Raw genomic sequence first — 17,247 nt, 5'->3', positions numbered from 1 at the left:
CGCTTGCCTTAACGACGTAATTGTTCAATCTTGTTTTCATCCACTTCAATTCCTAAACCTGGTGCATTGGGCACAACCAGTTCAAAGTTCTCGTATTGCAGTGGTGTTGTTAAAATTTCTTGAGTCAGAAGAAGTGGGCCAAAGAGTTCTGTGCCGAATGCCAGATTTTCAAAGGTAGAAAAGGCATGAGCAGAGGCAATGGTACCAACCGGGCCTTCAAGCATAGTGCCACCGTACAGGTCGATTCCTGCAAGACAGGCAATCTTGGCCACGTCACAAGCTTCAATTAGTCCACCAGACTGTTCGACTTTGACTGCGAATACATCGGCGCCATGCTTTTGTGCAATACGGAAAGCACTGTCCGGCCCGGTTAAGGCTTCATCAGCCATGATTGCTACTTCGAAACGCTGGGTCAGACGGGCAAGAGCATCGGTATTCTGGATGGCGCAAGGCTGTTCAATCAGGTCAATTCCACCGTCCTGTAGCTGCTGGATTCCGCGAATACATTCCAGTTCTGTCCAGGCACGGTTGATATCTACACGAATACTGACCTCAGGCCCCAGAGCTTTCTTGATGGCAATAACATGATCAACATCTTCCTGTAATGGACGTGCGCCAATTTTCAGTTTGAAAGTATTATGGCGCTTCAGCTCAATCATTTTTTTAGCTTCGGCAATATCTTTGTCTGTATCACCAGAAGCCAGTGTCCAGAGTACTGGCAAACGGTCACGTAAACGACCGCCCAGAATTTCACTTAATGGTAGGCCCAGACGTTTGGCCTGTATGTCCAGCAGTGCAGTCTGAATTGCACATTTGGCAAAACGGTTACCATTAATGGTCTTGCGGATCAGTTTTGAGATCTGTGCAATATTCTGGTTCTGAACGGAGGAGAGCAGAGGCGCGAAGTAAGTGTCAATGTTGGCTTTAACACTTTCTGGGCTTTCTTCACCATAGCTGAGTCCACCAATAGTAGTGGCTTCACCCCAACCTACAGTTCCATCTGTTGCAGTAATTTTCACCAGAACCAGGGTCTGAGTCTGCATGGTTGCCACAGAAAGTTTATGTGGACGTATGGTCGGAATATCGACGAGTAATGTTTCTACAGATTTATACATTATTGAAAATCTATGCTGACTTATCTCTTGTGCATACCTTAAAAGAATGATTAAAATGTGTCTAAGACTGAATTTGCATTTTAATATATCTTAAAGGTATGGAAGACTCATGGAACTGAGACATTTACGCTATTTTGTGGCAGTGGTAGAAGAACAGAGTTTTACCAAGGCTGCAGAAAAACTATTTATTGCCCAGCCTCCGCTGAGCCGGCAAATACAAAACCTTGAAAGTGAACTGGGTATCCAGTTGTTTGAACGGGGCAGTCGGCCATTACAGACTACCCCAGCCGGTCAATTTTTTTACCAGCATGCCGTTAAACTTTTGTCGAATGCTGAAGAAGTTAAATCGATGACCAAGCGTATAGGTCTGGTTGAGCGCAGTATTACCATGGGGTTTGTAGGCTCACTTTTATTCGGTTTATTACCGCGGATTATTTATTTATATCGTCAGCAGCATCCCCATTTAAATATTCAACTGGTAGAGATGAGCACCAGAGACCAGATCCAGGCACTAAAAGAAGGTCGGATTGATGTCGGCTTTGGACGGCTGAGAATCAGTGATCCGGCAGTTCACCGGATTTTACTGCGTGAAGAACGTCTAATGGTGGCTGCACATTCAAGCCATCCGATTGCACAGCATATTGAAGGTATATATCTGGCAGATATTGTTGATGAAGACCTGTTTTGCTATCCAAACACGGCTAAACCTAATTTTTCTACACAGATCACCACGTTATTTTCTGAGCATGGTCTGGAACCTGGAAACATTAAGGAAGTTCGTGAAATTCAGCTAGCTTTAGGACTGGTTGCTGCGGGTGAGGGCATTTGTATTATTCCTGAGAGTGCCAATACTATCCGTTTTCCACATTTAAATTATGTGCCTTTACTGGATGAGGCAGCAAAAAGCCCGATTTTTCTGACTATTCGAAATATGGACGAAACGGAAAACATCCGGTCACTCTTCGACTGTATCTATCAGGTTTACGATCTGGAAGCGATCAAATATGACCGTGCCTTATTTTAATTCTAAAAACCAAACAGGTTAAGGAACCTGAGCCAATAAAAATTGTCGCAGCTCATGAGTGAATTTAACCGGTTCACTTAAAAGCGGCGTATGGCCCGAATGCTCAAAATAAACAGGGTGAGCATTTTTCAGGCTTTTAGCAATGATCGTTTGTCCTTCTGCTGCATATAAGCTGGAATTCTGCCCAATAAAAAAAGTTACTGGACATTCAAGTTGTGATAGTGCTTCGCGATAATCTTCAGTATGGTACAAATAACTTTCCAGATACCAGCGCAGGTAGTCCAGTCGTTGAAGAGGTAACAGATATTTTTGCAGTTTCGGTTTTTTAAGTGCGGTATAAAAAAGCAGGGAAGAAAATCTGCTATTCCCCTGTAAAGATACAAACCTGTACCAAAGCTGAAACAGTTCAGTACGTGTATGTGTTTCCAGCTGACTGGTGCTGTGTATATTGGGTTGCCCAGAGAGAGTGTCAAGCAGCTGGCGCAATAACAGCTTACATTCTGTATGCTTTTCACCCAGCAGGCCATATTTCCAGTTCTCATCTGCCAGAATTTTTGGCGTCTGGTCAATATGTAAATAGGCCTTTAACTTGTCGCCCAGGTTTGCATAGTGCATACCATGCATCGCTGTAGTGGCACCCATTGAATAGGCAATCAGAATAAAATTATCCAGCTGCAACTGGTTAATCAGTCTGGAAACATCCTGCCAGTGACTGGAAATTGCATCTAAGGATTGAGGAATGGCGCAGTTTCGAGAACTCCCAAAACCGCGCCAGTCTGGAATAATAAACTCAAAGCGGTTCAGGCTGCGTGCAATAAAAGGTAACCATTGCCAGCTTTGCATTCCAAGACCAGATAATACCAGTACAGGCTGACCGCGACCAATCCGGCGCACATACAGGTTTTCTCCATCAGGCATGCGGTAAAGTGGCATGATTAACTCCTCAGTGCTAGAACTTTTCCAATGCAGGAATGACTTCTTCAAGCCATTTGATCCAGTGAATTTCCAGATCAATACCCAGCTGCAAAATCATTTTATGAATGTATAAAGTACGGTCAGTAGACTCACTTCCAGCAAAGTCCTTCGCATAAATATTCTGGTAGAGTTTTAGATTATTCTGGTGTAATTCCAGATGTCGCTGCAATTCGGGTAGTACAATATTTCCACCCAACTGGGCTTCTGCACGCAGACGTACCATCAACTCTTCCCGTAACTGGGCGGGCGGACTTTGTTCCATCATCCATTTGGCCAGTTCAATACGGCCTGCCTGTTCAACCTGATAGGTTTTCTTTCTGCTTTGGCTGGGTGCTTCTTCAACTGTAGAAATCCAGCCCTTTTTCAGCATACCGCTTAGTTCACGGTAAATCTGCTGGTGTGTTGCATTCCAGAAAAAGCCCATAGAACGGTCAAAACGGCGTGCCAGTTCAAACCCGGTACTCGGTCTTTCCAGTAAACTGGTCAATAATACATGGGCAAGAGACATCGGTGAATTCCGCAACTTTAAAAATGACGCTTCAGATATTATGCAACATGTTGCATAAAAAAAGAATATCTATTATAAGTTATGCAATAAGTTGCATAAGCTAGCAAAGATAGCGAGCCAAGGAGAAAAAATGTCGTACTATCCACACTTACTTGCCCCTTTAGACCTCGGGTTTACTACATTAAAAAACCGTGTATTGATGGGTTCAATGCACGTGGGCCTAGAAGAAGCTCCAAAAGGATACGAGCGGATGGCAGCATTTTATGCCGAACGCGCGCGTGGTGAGGTAGGGCTGATTGTGACTGGCGGTATTGCACCTAATGATGCAGGTGTAACCTTTGCTGGCGGTTCTAAACTTGACTCTATTGCTGAAGCAGAAAAGCACAAGATTATTACTCAGGCTGTTCATGATGCTGGCGGTAAGATAGCCATGCAGATTTTACATACCGGACGTTATTCCTATCAGGCTGATCCGGTTGCACCTTCTGCGATTCAGGCCCCGATTAATCCGAGTAAGCCCAAAGAATTAAGCTCGGCTGAAGTCTGGCAGACTGTCAGTGACTTTGTAAATTGTGCACAGATGGCACAATATGCCGGTTATGACGGTGTGGAAATCATGGGCTCAGAAGGCTATCTGATCAATGAATTTATTGCTGCCCGCACCAACCATCGTGATGATGAATGGGGCGGAAGTTATGAGCAGCGTATCCGTTTTCCGATTGAAATCGTCAAGCGTACCCGTGAAGCAGTCGGAGAGAATTTTATTATTATTTACCGTCTATCGATGCTGGATCTGGTAGAAGGCGGTTCTACACTGGACGAAGTTGTTTATCTGGCTAAAGAAATTGAAAAAGCCGGCGCGACAATTATTAATACCGGTATCGGCTGGCATGAGGCACGTATTCCAACCATCGCCACTAAGGTTCCACGTGCTGCATTTACCTGGGTGACTGAAAAGCTGAAAGGTGAAGTGAAGTTGCCACTGATCACATCTAACCGTATTAATACCCCGGAAATGGCAGAATATGTCCTGTCTTCCGGACAGGCAGATATGATTTCGATGGCACGTCCAATGCTGGCCGATGCCGAGTTTGTTTTAAAAGCCCGTGAAGGCCGCAGTGACGAGATTAATACCTGTATTGCGTGTAATCAGGCATGTCTTGACCATATTTTCTCAATGAAAATTGCATCCTGTCTGGTTAATCCGCGCGCATGCCATGAAACTGAACTGATTTTTAAAGAATCTGGATCACCGAAACAGATTGCTGTGATAGGTGCAGGGCCGGCAGGTTTAAGTTTTGCAATTTATGCAGCCAGCCGTGGTCATCAGGTCAAGATTTTTGAAAGCAGTAACCAGATTGGTGGACAATTCAATATTGCCAAGACTATTCCGGGCAAGGAAGAGTTTTATGAAACTATTCGCTACTTTCAGCGCCAGATTGAATTACAGCCAAATATCCAGCTACATTTGAATCATTTGGCGACTTATGAAGAGCTAAGCCAGGCCAATTTTGATGATATTGTGATTGCAACAGGTGTAACACCACGCCACTTGGAAATTGAAGGTGCGAATCATCCTAAAGCGTTAAGCTATCTGGAAGTGCTTAAAGAGCGCCTGCCTGTTGGAAAGCGGGTTGCAATTATCGGAGCAGGCGGTATTGGTTTTGATACAGCAGAGTACCTTACACATGAAGGGGAAAGTGCCAGCTTGAATCCTGAAAAATTTTATGATGAGTGGGGAATCGATACGACCTATCATCATACGGGGGGCTTGAAACAGCCTAAAATTGAACCTTCACTGCGTGAAGTCTACCTGTTACAGCGCAAGCAAAAGGCTGTAGGTGCAAATCTGGGTAAAACCACAGGCTGGATACATCGCACTGGCCTAAAACATAAGCATGTGCAAATGATGTCTGGTGTAAATTATGAAAAAATTGATGATCAGGGTTTGCATATTACGGTGGACGGCAAACCTATGCTACTGGAAGTGGATAACGTTGTAATCTGCGCCGGACAGGAATCTTATACTGCCATGTTCGAACAGCTGCAAGCTGACGGAAAACGTGTGCATCTAATAGGAGGCGCAAGAGAAGCCGGTGAGCTGGATGCTAAACGCGCCATCCGTCAGGGCGCTGAACTGGCAGCCATTATTTAGGTTTTTATATAGGGCAGGCGGCCTGTTAATGCTGTCTGTCCACTTTCAACTTTAAAACAATAAATAGTTAAAGAGATAAAACTGATGATCCCGACCACTACTCAACAAGCCATACAGGCTTGGCACCAAATGCTTTGCAGCCGTGATATGTCTGTTCTAGACGAACTTCTAGATGAACAGGTGATTTTTCGGTCACCTGTTGCGTTCAACCCATATGAAGGTAAAACAGTCGTTCGTTTTATATTAACTAATGTCATTGAAATATTTGAGGACTTTACTTATCACCGTGAGTTCTACACAGAAGACGGTCACAATGTAGTGTTAGAGTTTTCTGCTCATGTCGGAGAAAAACAGTTAAAAGGAATCGATATGATCCGTTTTAATGAGCAGGGTAAAATTGTTGATTTTGAAGTCATGATCCGGCCAAAAAGTGGTCTCGAAGCGTTAGCTGCACAAATGGGACAACGCATGGCAGCATTTATGCCTCCAGCCCATTAAGTCTACTTAAAGTTCATTCTTCATACTTTAGAAATATACCGAGAGTTAAATCAAATGATGGTAAAAAAGCTGACTGCCCTGACACGAGAACTATTGGATCAGGTTACAGGCGCTGAACAGCCTAAACTCTACTTTGACCCGAATGGTAAAGTCCAGCAGGTACTGGAGCACTTGCCACAGCTTAAGGAAAAATATCGGCCAACACCGTGGTTAGCGAACCAGCATGCACACTTGCTATATTTTGACCTGTTCAAGAAAAGACGTATTAAGCTCAAGTATGACAGAATTGAGCCATTAACCATGCAGGATGGTGGGACTACCGGTATTGCCTGGTATGGCGAACAACTTCCGGCTGATGTACCCACTATTGTATTAATGCATACGATTACCGGCTCACCACAAAGTATGAGCGAGCTGGTACGTGATTTACATCACTATACAGGCTGGCGTATTGCGCTATGTTTGCGCCGTGGCCATGCCAAATTGCCAATGACTGTACCGAAAATCTGTCTGTTTGGTTCAACTGATGACCTGCGTGAACAGCTCATTCATATACAGAGCAAATTTCCTGAATCTGTATTGTATGGCGTAGGCTCTTCTGCAGGAACTGGCCTGTTGGTACGCTATCTGGGAGAGGAGGGGCATCATACTCCATTTAAGGCTGCCTTCGCCTTTTGTCCGGGCTATAATACCGAAATTGGTTTTCAGAAGGTGCACCCGTTTTATAGTAAGGCCATGACAAAGAAACTGTTTAAATCATTCATTCATCCTTATCAGGAAGCCTGGAAAAATACAGGGTCATTGCCGAAAGTACTTGCTGTTAAAAGTCTGGCTGACTTTCAGAGCTGTTACTTTGAACTGGCAGGTTATAAGGACTTTGAAAGTTATAATCAGGCAACCAATCCTGTTTATGTCATGGACAATATCCAGATTCCTCTAATGATTTTAAATGCTGAAGATGATCCGGTTTGCCATATTGATAATTTTGAGCCATATAAAGAAATGATTATGCAGATGCCAAATATTATGGTGATTACAACCCGTAAAGGCAGCCACTGCGGATTTTATGAAGGCATTACCCGTACACGTTCATGGGCGGCACGTTTAATGGCAGACTATCTGATTGCACAACACAAACTGGCTTCAGTAAACTAAAAATAGTCTGCTTAAAACAGATAACATGATAAAAACCTGAAATAGCTGGCCTCTTCCATAACCATAAAACAGAAGGGGCTTTAAAATATAGGAATATAAAAGAGATAAAATATCATGTCTGAACCGATTCATTACCTGATAAATGAACCTGTTAGTACGCAGCAGTATATTGACCTTTTACAGAAAACTTCATTAGGTCCAAGACGACCCATCCAGAATGCAGACCTGATCACAGGCATGCTACAGCATTCAAATCTGGTCATCTCAGCATGGTATAAACAAGAATTAGTAGGTATAGCAAGATCGGTTACAGATTTTTATTTTTGCTGTTATCTCGCTGATCTGGCAGTGACAGTAAGATTTCAAAAAGAGGGTATTGGAAAAAAGCTCATTGAAATAACAGAACAGCAATTACAACCGGAATGTACATTGACTTTACTTGCAGCTCCACAGGCTGTTACTTACTACCCCAAAATTGGTTTCTCTCAGCATCCTAGTGCTTGGGTGAAAAAGCCATCTATTTAAGTCAAAGTCTTCAACTCATTATTCATAAAAAACCCGGTAAATATACCGGGTTTTTACTGTTCTGACTGAACAGAAGAACGGATTGTTTAGTTTTCAAGAGCAGGTGAAGCAGCCGCAATAGCAGCTGCAACGGCATCATCTTCGCTCTGTGAATCTGAACTGGATTTCTGCTGGCTGGCGGTACTGTCTGCTTTTGGTGCTGGAGCTGGCTTAGGCTCTGGCTTTTGTGGCTCAGGTTTAGGCTCGGGTCTCGGTTCAACTGGTGCAGGTTCACGATATTCGCGGCGAATTTCGGTTGTGGTATTTGGCGTTTCTTCACGAACAATTTCAACTGTCTCGGGAATTTCAGGTTCAGCTTCAACCGGTTCTAGAGGTTCAATTTGTGCAGGTGCTACAGATTGTTGTTCAACTACTTCAACCTGTTCTTGCTCCTCTTCCTTTGGCGCTTCTTTTTTTACACACGCGGTGAGGAACAAACCTGTTGCGATCGCACCACAAATCAAAAGTTTCTTATTCATAATTGCATAAATCAGGACTTAAAAGAGACCAAGCTATTATAACAGTAAAAGCTGTCAGAAAAATCATGCACATTACGCCTAATTTTTTATCGAAAATGCTGATAGAATAACCAGTTGTTTATTGTTCTATGAATTGATGCGGAATGACTTTGCTTTATAGGTGCCGAGTAAAGTAAAATTGCGCAACATTGCAGGCCGAATTCGGCTCGATTGTACGAGAAACTCAATGACCCATTTTATTTTCGTGACTGGTGGTGTGGTTTCATCACTAGGTAAAGGTATTTCAGCAGCTTCAGTAGCAGCACTTTTAGAGGCTCGTGGTTTAAAAGTCACCATGGTCAAAATGGATCCATACATCAATGTCGATCCAGGCACTATGAGCCCATTCCAGCATGGTGAAGTTTTTGTTACAGAGGATGGGGCTGAAACTGACCTTGATCTGGGCTATTACGAGCGTTTCCTGCGTCGTGCAAAAATGACCAAACTGAATAACTTCACTTCAGGACGTGTTTATCAGGATGTTCTAAATAAAGAACGCCGTGGTGACTACCTGGGTGGTACGGTTCAGGTAATTCCGCATATTACTGACAATATTAAAGAACGTGTACTCCGTGCAGGTGAAGGTTATGACGTAGCAATTGTTGAGATTGGCGGTACGGTGGGTGATATCGAATCACTACCATTTATGGAGTCAGTGCGTCAATTAATGGTCGAGCTTGGTCATAAGCGTACCATGCTCATGCATCTGACACTGCTGCCTTATATTAAGTCTGCAGCAGAGCTTAAAACCAAACCGACCCAGCATTCTGTAAAAGAATTGCTGTCTATCGGCATTCAGCCCGATATTCTGATCTGTCGTACCGAACATGATGTAGATGCTGACACCAAACGTAAAATTGCACTCTTCACTAACGTTGAAGCACGTGCAGTTGTAGTGTGCAAAGATGCACGTTCTATCTATCAGATTCCACGTAACTTCTATGAACAGAATGTAGATGACCTGATCTGTGAACGTTTCGGTTATAACGATCTTCCAGAAGCAGACCTGACTGACTGGGATAACGTAGTTGAAGCTTTACTGAATCCGGAATTTACTGTTCGTGTTGCCATGGTTGGTAAATATGTTGAACTTCCAGATGCCTATAAATCTGTGAATGAAGCATTACTTCATGCGGGTATCCAAAATCGCGTTAAAGTACAGATTGACTATGTAGATGCTGAAAAGCTTGAAGCTGAAGATGTGAATGAAGTGCTTGCCACCGCTGATGCCATTTTAGTTCCGGGCGGTTTTGGTGAGCGTGGTACTGAAGGAAAAATGAAAGCCATTCAGTATGCCCGTGAAAACCAGATTCCATTCTTCGGTATCTGCCTGGGGATGCAGCTTGCAGTGATCGAGTTTGCGCGTCACGTTGCCAATATTGCTGATGCAACTTCTACAGAATTTAACCGTTCAACTAAAGCCCCGCTTATTGGCCTGATTACTGAATGGTTAGATGAACGTGGTGAACTTCAGCAGCGTAGTCTTGAATCTGATCTTGGTGGCACCATGCGTTTAGGTGCTCAAAAGTCTGAACTGGTTGCAGGAACTAAAATCCGTGATATTTATGCTGCAGCTGAAATTAGCGAGCGTCATCGTCATCGCTATGAAGTGAACGATCACTTTATTGCTCAGATTGAAGCGGCGGGTATGAAAATCTCAGGCTATTCTGCACTACAGCATTTAGTAGAAACTGTTGAAATCCCTGAGCATCCTTGGTTTATTGCAGTACAATTCCATCCGGAATTTACAAGTTCACCACGTGATGGTCATCCATTATTTGCTAGCTTTATCGGGGCTGCGAAACAGCAGTATCAGAAGCGTAAATAAGACTGTTCAGGAAATAAACTAGGAAGTTTAAATGTCACTACTAAAACCACAAGAAATTGTACGTTTAGGCGATATACAAATGGCAAATCATTTGCCTTTTGTATTATTCGGCGGTATGAATGTACTTGAATCCAAAGATCTTGCTTTCGAAATTGCCGAAACCTATGTCGATATCTGTAAACGTCTGGATATCCCGTATGTCTTTAAAGCCAGTTTTGATAAGGCGAATCGTTCAAGCCTGAATTCTTTTCGTGGACCGGGCCTGGAAAAAGGAATCGAGTGGTTAGGTGAAATTAAAAAACACTTTAATGTTCCGATCATCACTGATGTGCATGAGCCGTATCAGGCGGCTCCTGTTGCAGAAGTTGCCGACATTATCCAGCTGCCGGCTTTCCTGAGCCGTCAGACGGATCTGGTTGAAGCTATGGCAAAAACCCAGGCTATTATCAATATTAAAAAAGCCCAGTTTCTTGCACCCCATGAAATGCATCATATTCTGCATAAATGTCTGGAAGCCGGCAATGACAAACTGATCTTGTGCGAACGTGGTTCAGCTTTTGGTTATAACAACCTTGTGGTTGATATGCTGGGCTTCGACATTATGAAAGAAATGAATGTTCCAGTATTTTTTGATGTAACCCATGCCTTGCAAACGCCAGGGGGCCGTGCCGATTCTGCGGGCGGCCGTCGTGCCCAGATTGCCACATTGGCACGTGCTGGTATGGCTACAGGACTTGCGGGTTTATTCCTGGAAGCACATCCTGACCCGGAACTGGCCAAATGTGATGGGCCATGTGCGTTGCGTCTGAACCAGCTAGAGCCATTTTTAGCACAATTAAAAGAATTGGATACTTTGGTTAAAGGATTCAAAAAATTAGATACCCATTGATGCTGCTGCTTGCATCTTGTTATTCATTCAACTGAGGAATTGTTCATGAGCCAAATCGTTGACATCCGTGCACGTGAAATTTTGGACTCTCGTGGTAACCCAACCATCGAAGCTGATGTAATCTTGGAATCCGGCGTAGTTGGCCGTGCATGTGCACCATCTGGTGCTTCAACTGGTTCTCGTGAAGCTTTAGAACTGCGTGATGGCGATAAAGCACGCTATTTGGGCAAAGGCGTTCAAACTGCGGTTAATAATGTTAATACTTTAATCCGTGATGCTTTATTGGGTAAATCAGTATTCGAACAAAAAGACATTGATAATACAATGATCGCTTTAGATGGTACTGAAAATAAAGAAAAACTAGGTGCTAACGCAACTTTGGCTGTATCTTTAGCCGCTGCCCGTGCTGCTGCTGATGAAAAGAAAATTCCTCTTTTCCAATACATTGCAGGCCTGCGTGGCCAGAAAACTTTGACTATGCCTGTTCCAATGATGAATATCTTAAATGGTGGCGCTCATGCAGATAACACTGTTGATATTCAGGAATTTATGATTGAACCTGTGGGCTTTACCTCATTCGCTGAGAGCCTGCGTGCTGGTGCAGAAATTTTTCATTCTTTAAAATCAGTTTTAAAGAAACAAGGCTTAAATACTGCAGTAGGTGATGAAGGTGGTTTTGCACCAAACCTTCGTTCAAATGAAGAAGCAATCACTGTAATTCTTTCAGCAATTGAGCAAACTGGCTATAAAGCTGGTTCTGATATTATGCTGGCGCTGGACTGCGCATCTTCAGAATTCTATAAAGATGGTCAATATATCCTTGCGGGTGAGGGCAATAAGGCATTCACCAGCAACCAGTTTGCTGACTATCTTGCAGGTCTGGTAAATCAGTATCCAATCATCTCGATTGAAGATGGCCTGGACGAGTCTGACTGGGAAGGCTGGTCTTACCTGACTTCTATTCTTGGTGACAAGATTCAGTTAGTAGGTGATGACCTGTTTGTAACCAATCCGAAGATACTACAGCGTGGTATTAATGAGAAGGTTGCTAACTCTATCCTTATCAAATATAACCAGATCGGTACTTTGACCGAAACACTCGACGCAATCTATCTTGCTAAAGCAAATGGTTACTCGACTGTAATTTCTCACCGTTCAGGTGAAACTGAAGATTCTACTATTGCAGATCTTGCCGTAGGTACAGCAGCGGGCCAGATTAAAACCGGTTCACTTTGCCGTTCTGACCGCGTAGCAAAATATAATCAATTACTACGTATTGAAGAAATTACTAAAGCAGTTTACCGCGGTAAAGCTGAATTTAAAGGATTGAACTAACTTTTCATGGCTTTTATGAAAGAAGTTTTCGGTTCAATTTCGAGCAAGGTATTGCTAGCACTGGCAATCATTATGATTGTCGTGCTGCAGTACCGCTTCTGGTTTGGTGAGGGGGGCTATTTCCCTCATCAGACTCTGACTCAGCAAATCCAACAACAAGCTGATATTAATCAAGAATTAAAAGAGCGAAATCGCATTTTAGCGGCGGAAGTGTATGACCTCAAACATGGTATTGAAGCCATTGAGGAACATGCACGTTTAGACCTCGGTCTGATCAAGCCCCATGAAACTTTTGTACAGATGAGTACAATCAGTACTCAATATAAACCCATTTATATTGATCCTAATGCCAAGGTTGATTTAAGAACCAATGAGTCAGAACCAGACCCTGTTACCGAAACACCCTAAACTCTGGGCGGTAATTCCTGCTGCTGGCTCAGGCAGCCGTTTTTCTAAACATGAACTTAAACAATATCAGTTAATTGGGCAGCAGACTGTACTCGAGCACACGGTTAGCCGGTTAAATCAGCTAGATCTAGCCGGATATGTACTTGCAGTTAGTGCACATGATGATGTTGCTCGAACTTTACCTTTAGTAAGGGCTGATAAAGCTCACTTTTGTCTGGGTGGGCAAGAAAGGGTGTATTCGGTACTCAATGCTCTCCATTATCTAAGTAGTATTGCTGATGAAGATGATCTGATACTGGTACATGATGCAGCGCGTCCCTGTGTCCAGTTCAGCAGCTTGCAAAATCTGGTTGAGAACGCTATCGAACAAAACTGTAGCGCTATTCTTGCTATAGCTGTACGGGATACTTTAAAACTGATATCTGATAAACAGCAAATTACCAAAACAGTAAGCCGTGAATGCTTGTGGCAAGCCCAGACTCCACAGCTTGCCAGACTGGGATTGCTTAAAGCTGCGATTGAAAAAGCATTGGCCGACCAGATCACAATTACTGACGAAGCTAGTGCAATTGAACATGCCGGATATCCTGTTCAAGTAGTAATGGGGCGTTCGGACAATATAAAAATTACTTATCCCGATGATCTTGAGCTGGCCAAGCTGATTATTGAATCTCAAAATACAACTTCTTCTTAGTATTATTATATTTATATTCAATGGATTAATTTTTATTCTTAAATTTTGATACTACAGCTGAATATTTCATAAGCTTACCCATTGTTTAAAAAAAGGCACAATTCATTACCTGTAGATGGTTCTACCTTTTCTGCATTCCTGAAATACTTAAAAGGCTCATAAATACAGTGAATGAGGTGGAAAGTGCCAATACAACAAGATGAAACAATGACTAATCCGGTTTATTCACAGGCCTCTGCTTCAATCCGGGCCTGTACTGAATGTATTATCGCTTGTCAAACCTGTGCAGCAGAATGCTTGCAGGAAGAAATGGTAGGCATGATGCGCGAATGTATCCGTCGCTGTTTAGATTGTGTGGAGCTATGCCGTCTTTGTATCAGCTATGAAATCAGAGGCTCGGCACTTTTAGACAATGTGATGGCGCTATGTGCTCAGGCATGTGAACGTTGTGCTGAAGAATGTGGTGCACATGAAGATCAGCATTGCCAGCATTGTGCTAAGGCCTGCGAGCAGTGTGCAGAAATCTGTCGCGCTTCAGAAATGCCTATTGATTAATAAGTTTTAGAAATATAAAGTCCGGTCTCAGCAGTCCGGGCTTTTTTATTTAAGTATTAATCTGAAATTACAAAATTTAGTCGTATAAACGGTAAATGCCGTTGAATCGCTCACAACCTTTCTGCTGTGAACTTACTGTAAGCAAGGCTTTCTGAAAGTTAAAACTATATTTACAGTCATGTTCATTATCGATAATTTCCTGCTTGTTCTCGGGGGGGGTGTAAGCGAGAAAAGCAATGTTTTGGGTCTCTTTACGATTATTCGGGTTGCGGTATGCAATTCCCTCAATCTTGATTCTGTCTTTAGAGAGTTGATGTACCTGTAAATGTACAGGCTGTTTCGCAATTAAGCCATTTTCATATTTTAAATAATGCTGGGTTAAACTCTGATTCATTGAAGTATAAATATCCAGATCATCCATACGCAGTTCGAACTGCTGTTTAAAACAGTCATTACTCTTACACTGTTGCATACGATTTAGCCAAGTCAGATGTGTATCTTGGAGTAAACGGACCGGAGCATCAGTAATCAGGTAAGCTGTAAGATATTTATTATTTAGCATTTGACGTTCGGTGTCGAACTTATCTGAGCAAATACGCTTTAAAGCAGGCGCAGTAATGTCAGATGTACACTGTAACGCTTGAGCTACGGCCATTGATGACCATAAACAGGTCGCTACAAATAATGATCCTATTATTTTAATGTGAGGAAACTCGGTATTCAATAACATGATCGCTTATACTTTTGCTATAGAGTTTGCTTACGTAATATAGCGAAATCACAAGCTAAAATACAACTGATCTAAGATTTATTTATAAGGAAACAGTCATGTTAAGACCGCAGTTCCGTATCGGCCAAGGCATTGATGTGCATGCATTTGAAGAGGGTGAATTTGTTCATCTGGCAGGTGTCAGGATTCCACATACTCATGGTTTAAAAGCTCATTCAGATGGCGATGTAGTTTTACATGCACTAGCTGATGCTCTACTGGGGGCACTGGCACTAGGAGATATTGGACAGCACTTTCCGGATACTGACGATGAATTCAAAGGTGCGGATAGCCGGATATTGCTCAAGCATGTATACGATTTAATTTTAAAAGAAGGTTATATGCTGGGTAATGCCGATATTACTGTAGCCTGTGAACGCCCGAAACTGGCCAAACATAATCTCGAAATGCGGCAGAGCATTGCTGAAGTACTCAATGCAGATATTTCACAAATTAGTGTAAAAGCTACAACTACTGAGAAGCTGGGGTTTACTGGCCGTCAGGAAGGCATTTTGGCGACTGCTACAGTTTTACTTGTACTTCACTCAAACTGACGAACCTGCATTAGTGACTGTTCCAGTTCGCGTGTTGCTTTGCGGCCTTGAAGTTGTAAGGCAACCGCATGAATCAGTCCGGTCCAGGTATCATCGGGTTCCCAGATTCTGTGCAAATACTCTTGTGCTGTAGGCATATCTATATTCATAAAGTATTGTCGATATAAGTACATCAGCACACTACATTGCCGGTTATCAGCACAGTGCAGCCACACTGTCTGCTCACAGACCAAGTGATTAATCAGCTCTAAAACCAGAATAGCCTGATTGGCTGAAGGGCGTTCATTATCTAAAGGAATGTGAATATAGTTGAGGTCAAGGTCCAGGCACAACTGATCTTCATTTCTAAGAGCCATTTCAGCTTTACTGGAGGCAAGATTAATAATGGTCGAGCAACCATAGGCCTTGATTTGTTCGAGATTTTCTGTAGTCAACTGCCCTGAGCAAAACAGGCGCTCATGAACATAATCAAAATATGGAATCTGGCTTAAAGCATATTCTAGTTCATTCATATGGTACAAATCCTATATAAAAAACGCCATCATGATGATGGCGTCTCAATGTTTAACGATTTGGTAAAACGTCTTTTAATGCTTCATGCATGGCAAGTAAGGTCTTTTCGGTAGTTTCCCAGTCTATACAGCCGTCTGTGACTGACTTGCCATATTCAAGGTCATCCAGTTTCGCAGGAATATCTTGGCGGCCACCCTTGAGATGACTCTCGACCATAACACCGACAATTGACTTGTTCCCATCAATAATCTGCTCAGTCACATTTTTTAAAACCAAGGGTTGCAAATACGGATCTTTGTTCGAGTTGGCATGACTGGCATCAATCATAATCTTGTTACTAACCTTGGCTTTAGCCAAAGTCATTTCCGCATCGGCCACAGCACCAGCATCATAGTTCGGCTTGCCATTACCACCTCGCAGTACTACATGTGCATAAGCATTACCTGCAGTACGGATAATAGAAACCTGGCCATTCTCATTTAGGCCCAGAAAGCTATGTCCATGTTTAACTGACTGCATGGCATTGGTAGCTACTGTCAGGCCGCCGTCGGTACCATTTTTAAAGCCTACAGGTGAAGACAAGCCGGAAGACATTTCACGATGGGTCTGGCTTTCTGTAGTACGTGCACCGATAGCAGACCACGAAATCAGGTCTTGATAGTATTGTGGTGAGTTCGGATCAAGAGCTTCTGTTGCACAAGGTAAACCTTTTTCATTGAGTTCAAGTAACAGCTGGCGGCCAATACGAAGACCCTTTTCAATATTAAAGGAGTCATCCATGTCCGGGTCATTAATCAGACCTTTCCAGCCTACAGTAGTACGTGGTTTCTCAAAATAAACACGCATAACGATATAAAGAGTATCCTGAACTTTTTCACTCAAGATTTTTAAGCGATCAGCATATTCATGTGCAGCTACCGTATCATGAATTGAACAAGGCCCAATCACGACAAACAGGCGTTTATCAATACCATCTAAAATATTACGTATAGTTTCACGGCCTTTCATGACGGTTTGATAAGCCGTTTCACTTAAAGGAAGTTCTTCTTTCAGTGTTGCAGGAGTTACAAGTGGTTGAATGCTTTTCACATTTACATCACTGATATCTGAAGGGGATACTGTTTTAAACTGTAGTGTATTCATTGCCGTCACTGGTGATTGTTCATACAGAAGTGGTTATAGTTACTTGA

19 protein-coding genes are annotated in these 17,247 nt (G+C 42.8%); 12 read left to right on the top strand and 7 right to left on the bottom strand.

Going from position 1 to position 17,247, the window contains the following annotated elements:
• Positions 1-8: 8 nt before the first annotated feature.
• The gene (locus ABZP31_RS07810) at positions 9-1,115 is read right to left on the bottom strand and encodes a muconate/chloromuconate family cycloisomerase (RefSeq protein ID WP_005406456.1); all 1,107 of its coding nucleotides are present in this window, start codon (positions 1,113-1,115) and stop codon (positions 9-11) included.
• 109 nt (positions 1,116-1,224) lie between these two features.
• Here ABZP31_RS07810 and ABZP31_RS07805 point away from each other — a divergent pair, with 109 nt between their 5' ends.
• The gene (locus ABZP31_RS07805; protein ID WP_248135225.1) at positions 1,225-2,139 is read left to right on the top strand and encodes a LysR family transcriptional regulator; all 915 of its coding nucleotides are present in this window, start codon (positions 1,225-1,227) and stop codon (positions 2,137-2,139) included.
• A gap of 18 nt (positions 2,140-2,157) precedes the next feature.
• Here ABZP31_RS07805 and ABZP31_RS07800 read toward each other — a convergent pair whose 3' ends face one another.
• A complete protein-coding gene (locus ABZP31_RS07800) occupies positions 2,158-3,072 on the bottom strand; it encodes an alpha/beta hydrolase (protein WP_248135223.1) in 915 nt (304 codons plus the stop codon).
• A 16-nt stretch (positions 3,073-3,088) separates the two neighbouring features.
• Positions 3,089-3,622: a PadR family transcriptional regulator gene (locus ABZP31_RS07795; protein WP_017400585.1), complete on the bottom strand. Its 534-nt coding sequence runs from the start codon at positions 3,620-3,622 to the stop codon at positions 3,089-3,091.
• A gap of 130 nt (positions 3,623-3,752) precedes the next feature.
• Between ABZP31_RS07795 and ABZP31_RS07790 the strand changes: the two genes are divergently transcribed.
• The 4 genes from ABZP31_RS07790 (at position 3,753) to ABZP31_RS07775 (ending at position 7,955) form a co-directional block, all read left to right on the top strand.
• Complete coding sequence (locus ABZP31_RS07790; RefSeq protein ID WP_248135221.1) at positions 3,753-5,777, top strand: NADPH-dependent 2,4-dienoyl-CoA reductase; 2,025 nt, start codon at positions 3,753-3,755, stop codon at positions 5,775-5,777.
• Between the two features lie 84 nt (positions 5,778-5,861).
• Positions 5,862-6,275 carry a nuclear transport factor 2 family protein gene (locus ABZP31_RS07785; protein WP_248135219.1) on the top strand — a complete coding sequence of 138 codons (414 nt, stop codon included), beginning with the start codon at positions 5,862-5,864 and terminating at the stop codon, positions 6,273-6,275.
• 54 nt (positions 6,276-6,329) lie between these two features.
• Positions 6,330-7,430 carry a YheT family hydrolase gene (locus tag ABZP31_RS07780; RefSeq protein WP_248135217.1) on the top strand — a complete coding sequence of 367 codons (1,101 nt, stop codon included), beginning with the start codon at positions 6,330-6,332 and terminating at the stop codon, positions 7,428-7,430.
• A 114-nt stretch (positions 7,431-7,544) separates the two neighbouring features.
• Positions 7,545-7,955: a GNAT family N-acetyltransferase gene (locus ABZP31_RS07775; RefSeq protein ID WP_106438719.1), complete on the top strand. Its 411-nt coding sequence runs from the start codon at positions 7,545-7,547 to the stop codon at positions 7,953-7,955.
• Between the two features lie 86 nt (positions 7,956-8,041).
• Here the strand turns inward: ABZP31_RS07775 and ABZP31_RS07770 are convergent, their stop codons facing one another.
• Complete coding sequence (locus ABZP31_RS07770) at positions 8,042-8,473, bottom strand: hypothetical protein (RefSeq protein WP_005026148.1); 432 nt, start codon at positions 8,471-8,473, stop codon at positions 8,042-8,044.
• 226 nt (positions 8,474-8,699) lie between these two features.
• Here ABZP31_RS07770 and ABZP31_RS07765 point away from each other — a divergent pair, with 226 nt between their 5' ends.
• The 6 genes from ABZP31_RS07765 to ABZP31_RS07740 all read left to right on the top strand — a co-directional run bounded on the left by ABZP31_RS07765 (position 8,700) and on the right by ABZP31_RS07740 (position 14,221).
• Positions 8,700-10,340, top strand: coding sequence for a CTP synthase (locus ABZP31_RS07765; protein WP_005020067.1), 1,641 nt, complete (start codon positions 8,700-8,702; stop codon positions 10,338-10,340).
• Positions 10,341-10,371: 31 nt separating this feature from the next.
• Positions 10,372-11,229 (top strand): 3-deoxy-8-phosphooctulonate synthase, encoded by an 858-nt coding sequence (gene kdsA, locus ABZP31_RS07760; protein WP_248135214.1) that lies wholly within the window; start codon positions 10,372-10,374, stop codon positions 11,227-11,229.
• 45 nt (positions 11,230-11,274) lie between these two features.
• A complete protein-coding gene (eno, locus tag ABZP31_RS07755) occupies positions 11,275-12,564 on the top strand; it encodes a phosphopyruvate hydratase (protein ID WP_248135212.1) in 1,290 nt (429 codons plus the stop codon).
• 15 nt (positions 12,565-12,579) lie between these two features.
• Entirely contained in the window at positions 12,580-12,972 is a 393-nt protein-coding gene (gene ftsB / locus ABZP31_RS07750) for a cell division protein FtsB (RefSeq protein WP_005404503.1), read from the top strand.
• The gene (gene ispD / locus ABZP31_RS07745; RefSeq protein WP_248135209.1) at positions 12,935-13,666 is read left to right on the top strand and encodes a 2-C-methyl-D-erythritol 4-phosphate cytidylyltransferase; all 732 of its coding nucleotides are present in this window, start codon (positions 12,935-12,937) and stop codon (positions 13,664-13,666) included. Before ftsB ends, ispD begins: the two co-directional genes overlap by 38 nt.
• 207 nt (positions 13,667-13,873) lie before the next feature.
• The gene (locus ABZP31_RS07740; RefSeq protein ID WP_005404505.1) at positions 13,874-14,221 is read left to right on the top strand and encodes a four-helix bundle copper-binding protein; all 348 of its coding nucleotides are present in this window, start codon (positions 13,874-13,876) and stop codon (positions 14,219-14,221) included.
• Between the two features lie 76 nt (positions 14,222-14,297).
• On the opposite strand, the gene ABZP31_RS07735 is transcribed toward ABZP31_RS07740, so the two are convergent.
• On the bottom strand, positions 14,298-14,951 hold the full coding sequence (locus tag ABZP31_RS07735; RefSeq protein WP_248135207.1) for a hypothetical protein: 654 nt from the start codon (positions 14,949-14,951) through the stop codon (positions 14,298-14,300).
• Between the two features lie 98 nt (positions 14,952-15,049).
• Here ABZP31_RS07735 and ispF point away from each other — a divergent pair, with 98 nt between their 5' ends.
• Positions 15,050-15,544, top strand: a complete 495-nt coding sequence (ispF, locus tag ABZP31_RS07730) for a 2-C-methyl-D-erythritol 2,4-cyclodiphosphate synthase (RefSeq protein WP_005020084.1) — start codon at positions 15,050-15,052, stop codon at positions 15,542-15,544.
• On the opposite strand, the gene ABZP31_RS07725 is transcribed toward ispF, so the two are convergent.
• Positions 15,532-16,056, bottom strand: a complete 525-nt coding sequence (locus ABZP31_RS07725) for a hypothetical protein (protein ID WP_005020085.1) — start codon at positions 16,054-16,056, stop codon at positions 15,532-15,534. The genes ispF and ABZP31_RS07725 overlap by 13 nt on opposite strands.
• Before the next feature lie 52 nt (positions 16,057-16,108).
• Positions 16,109-17,200 (bottom strand): 3-deoxy-7-phosphoheptulonate synthase, encoded by a 1,092-nt coding sequence (locus tag ABZP31_RS07720; protein WP_248135205.1) that lies wholly within the window; start codon positions 17,198-17,200, stop codon positions 16,109-16,111.
• Between the last annotated feature and the right edge of the window lie 47 nt (positions 17,201-17,247).

This window comes from Acinetobacter sp. FL, from assembly GCF_040744925.1.
Taxonomy (GTDB): Bacteria; Pseudomonadota; Gammaproteobacteria; order Pseudomonadales; family Moraxellaceae; genus Acinetobacter; species Acinetobacter radioresistens.
The sequence above is the reverse complement of the archived record's forward strand: the minus strand, read 5'-3'. Positions and strand labels throughout refer to the sequence as shown.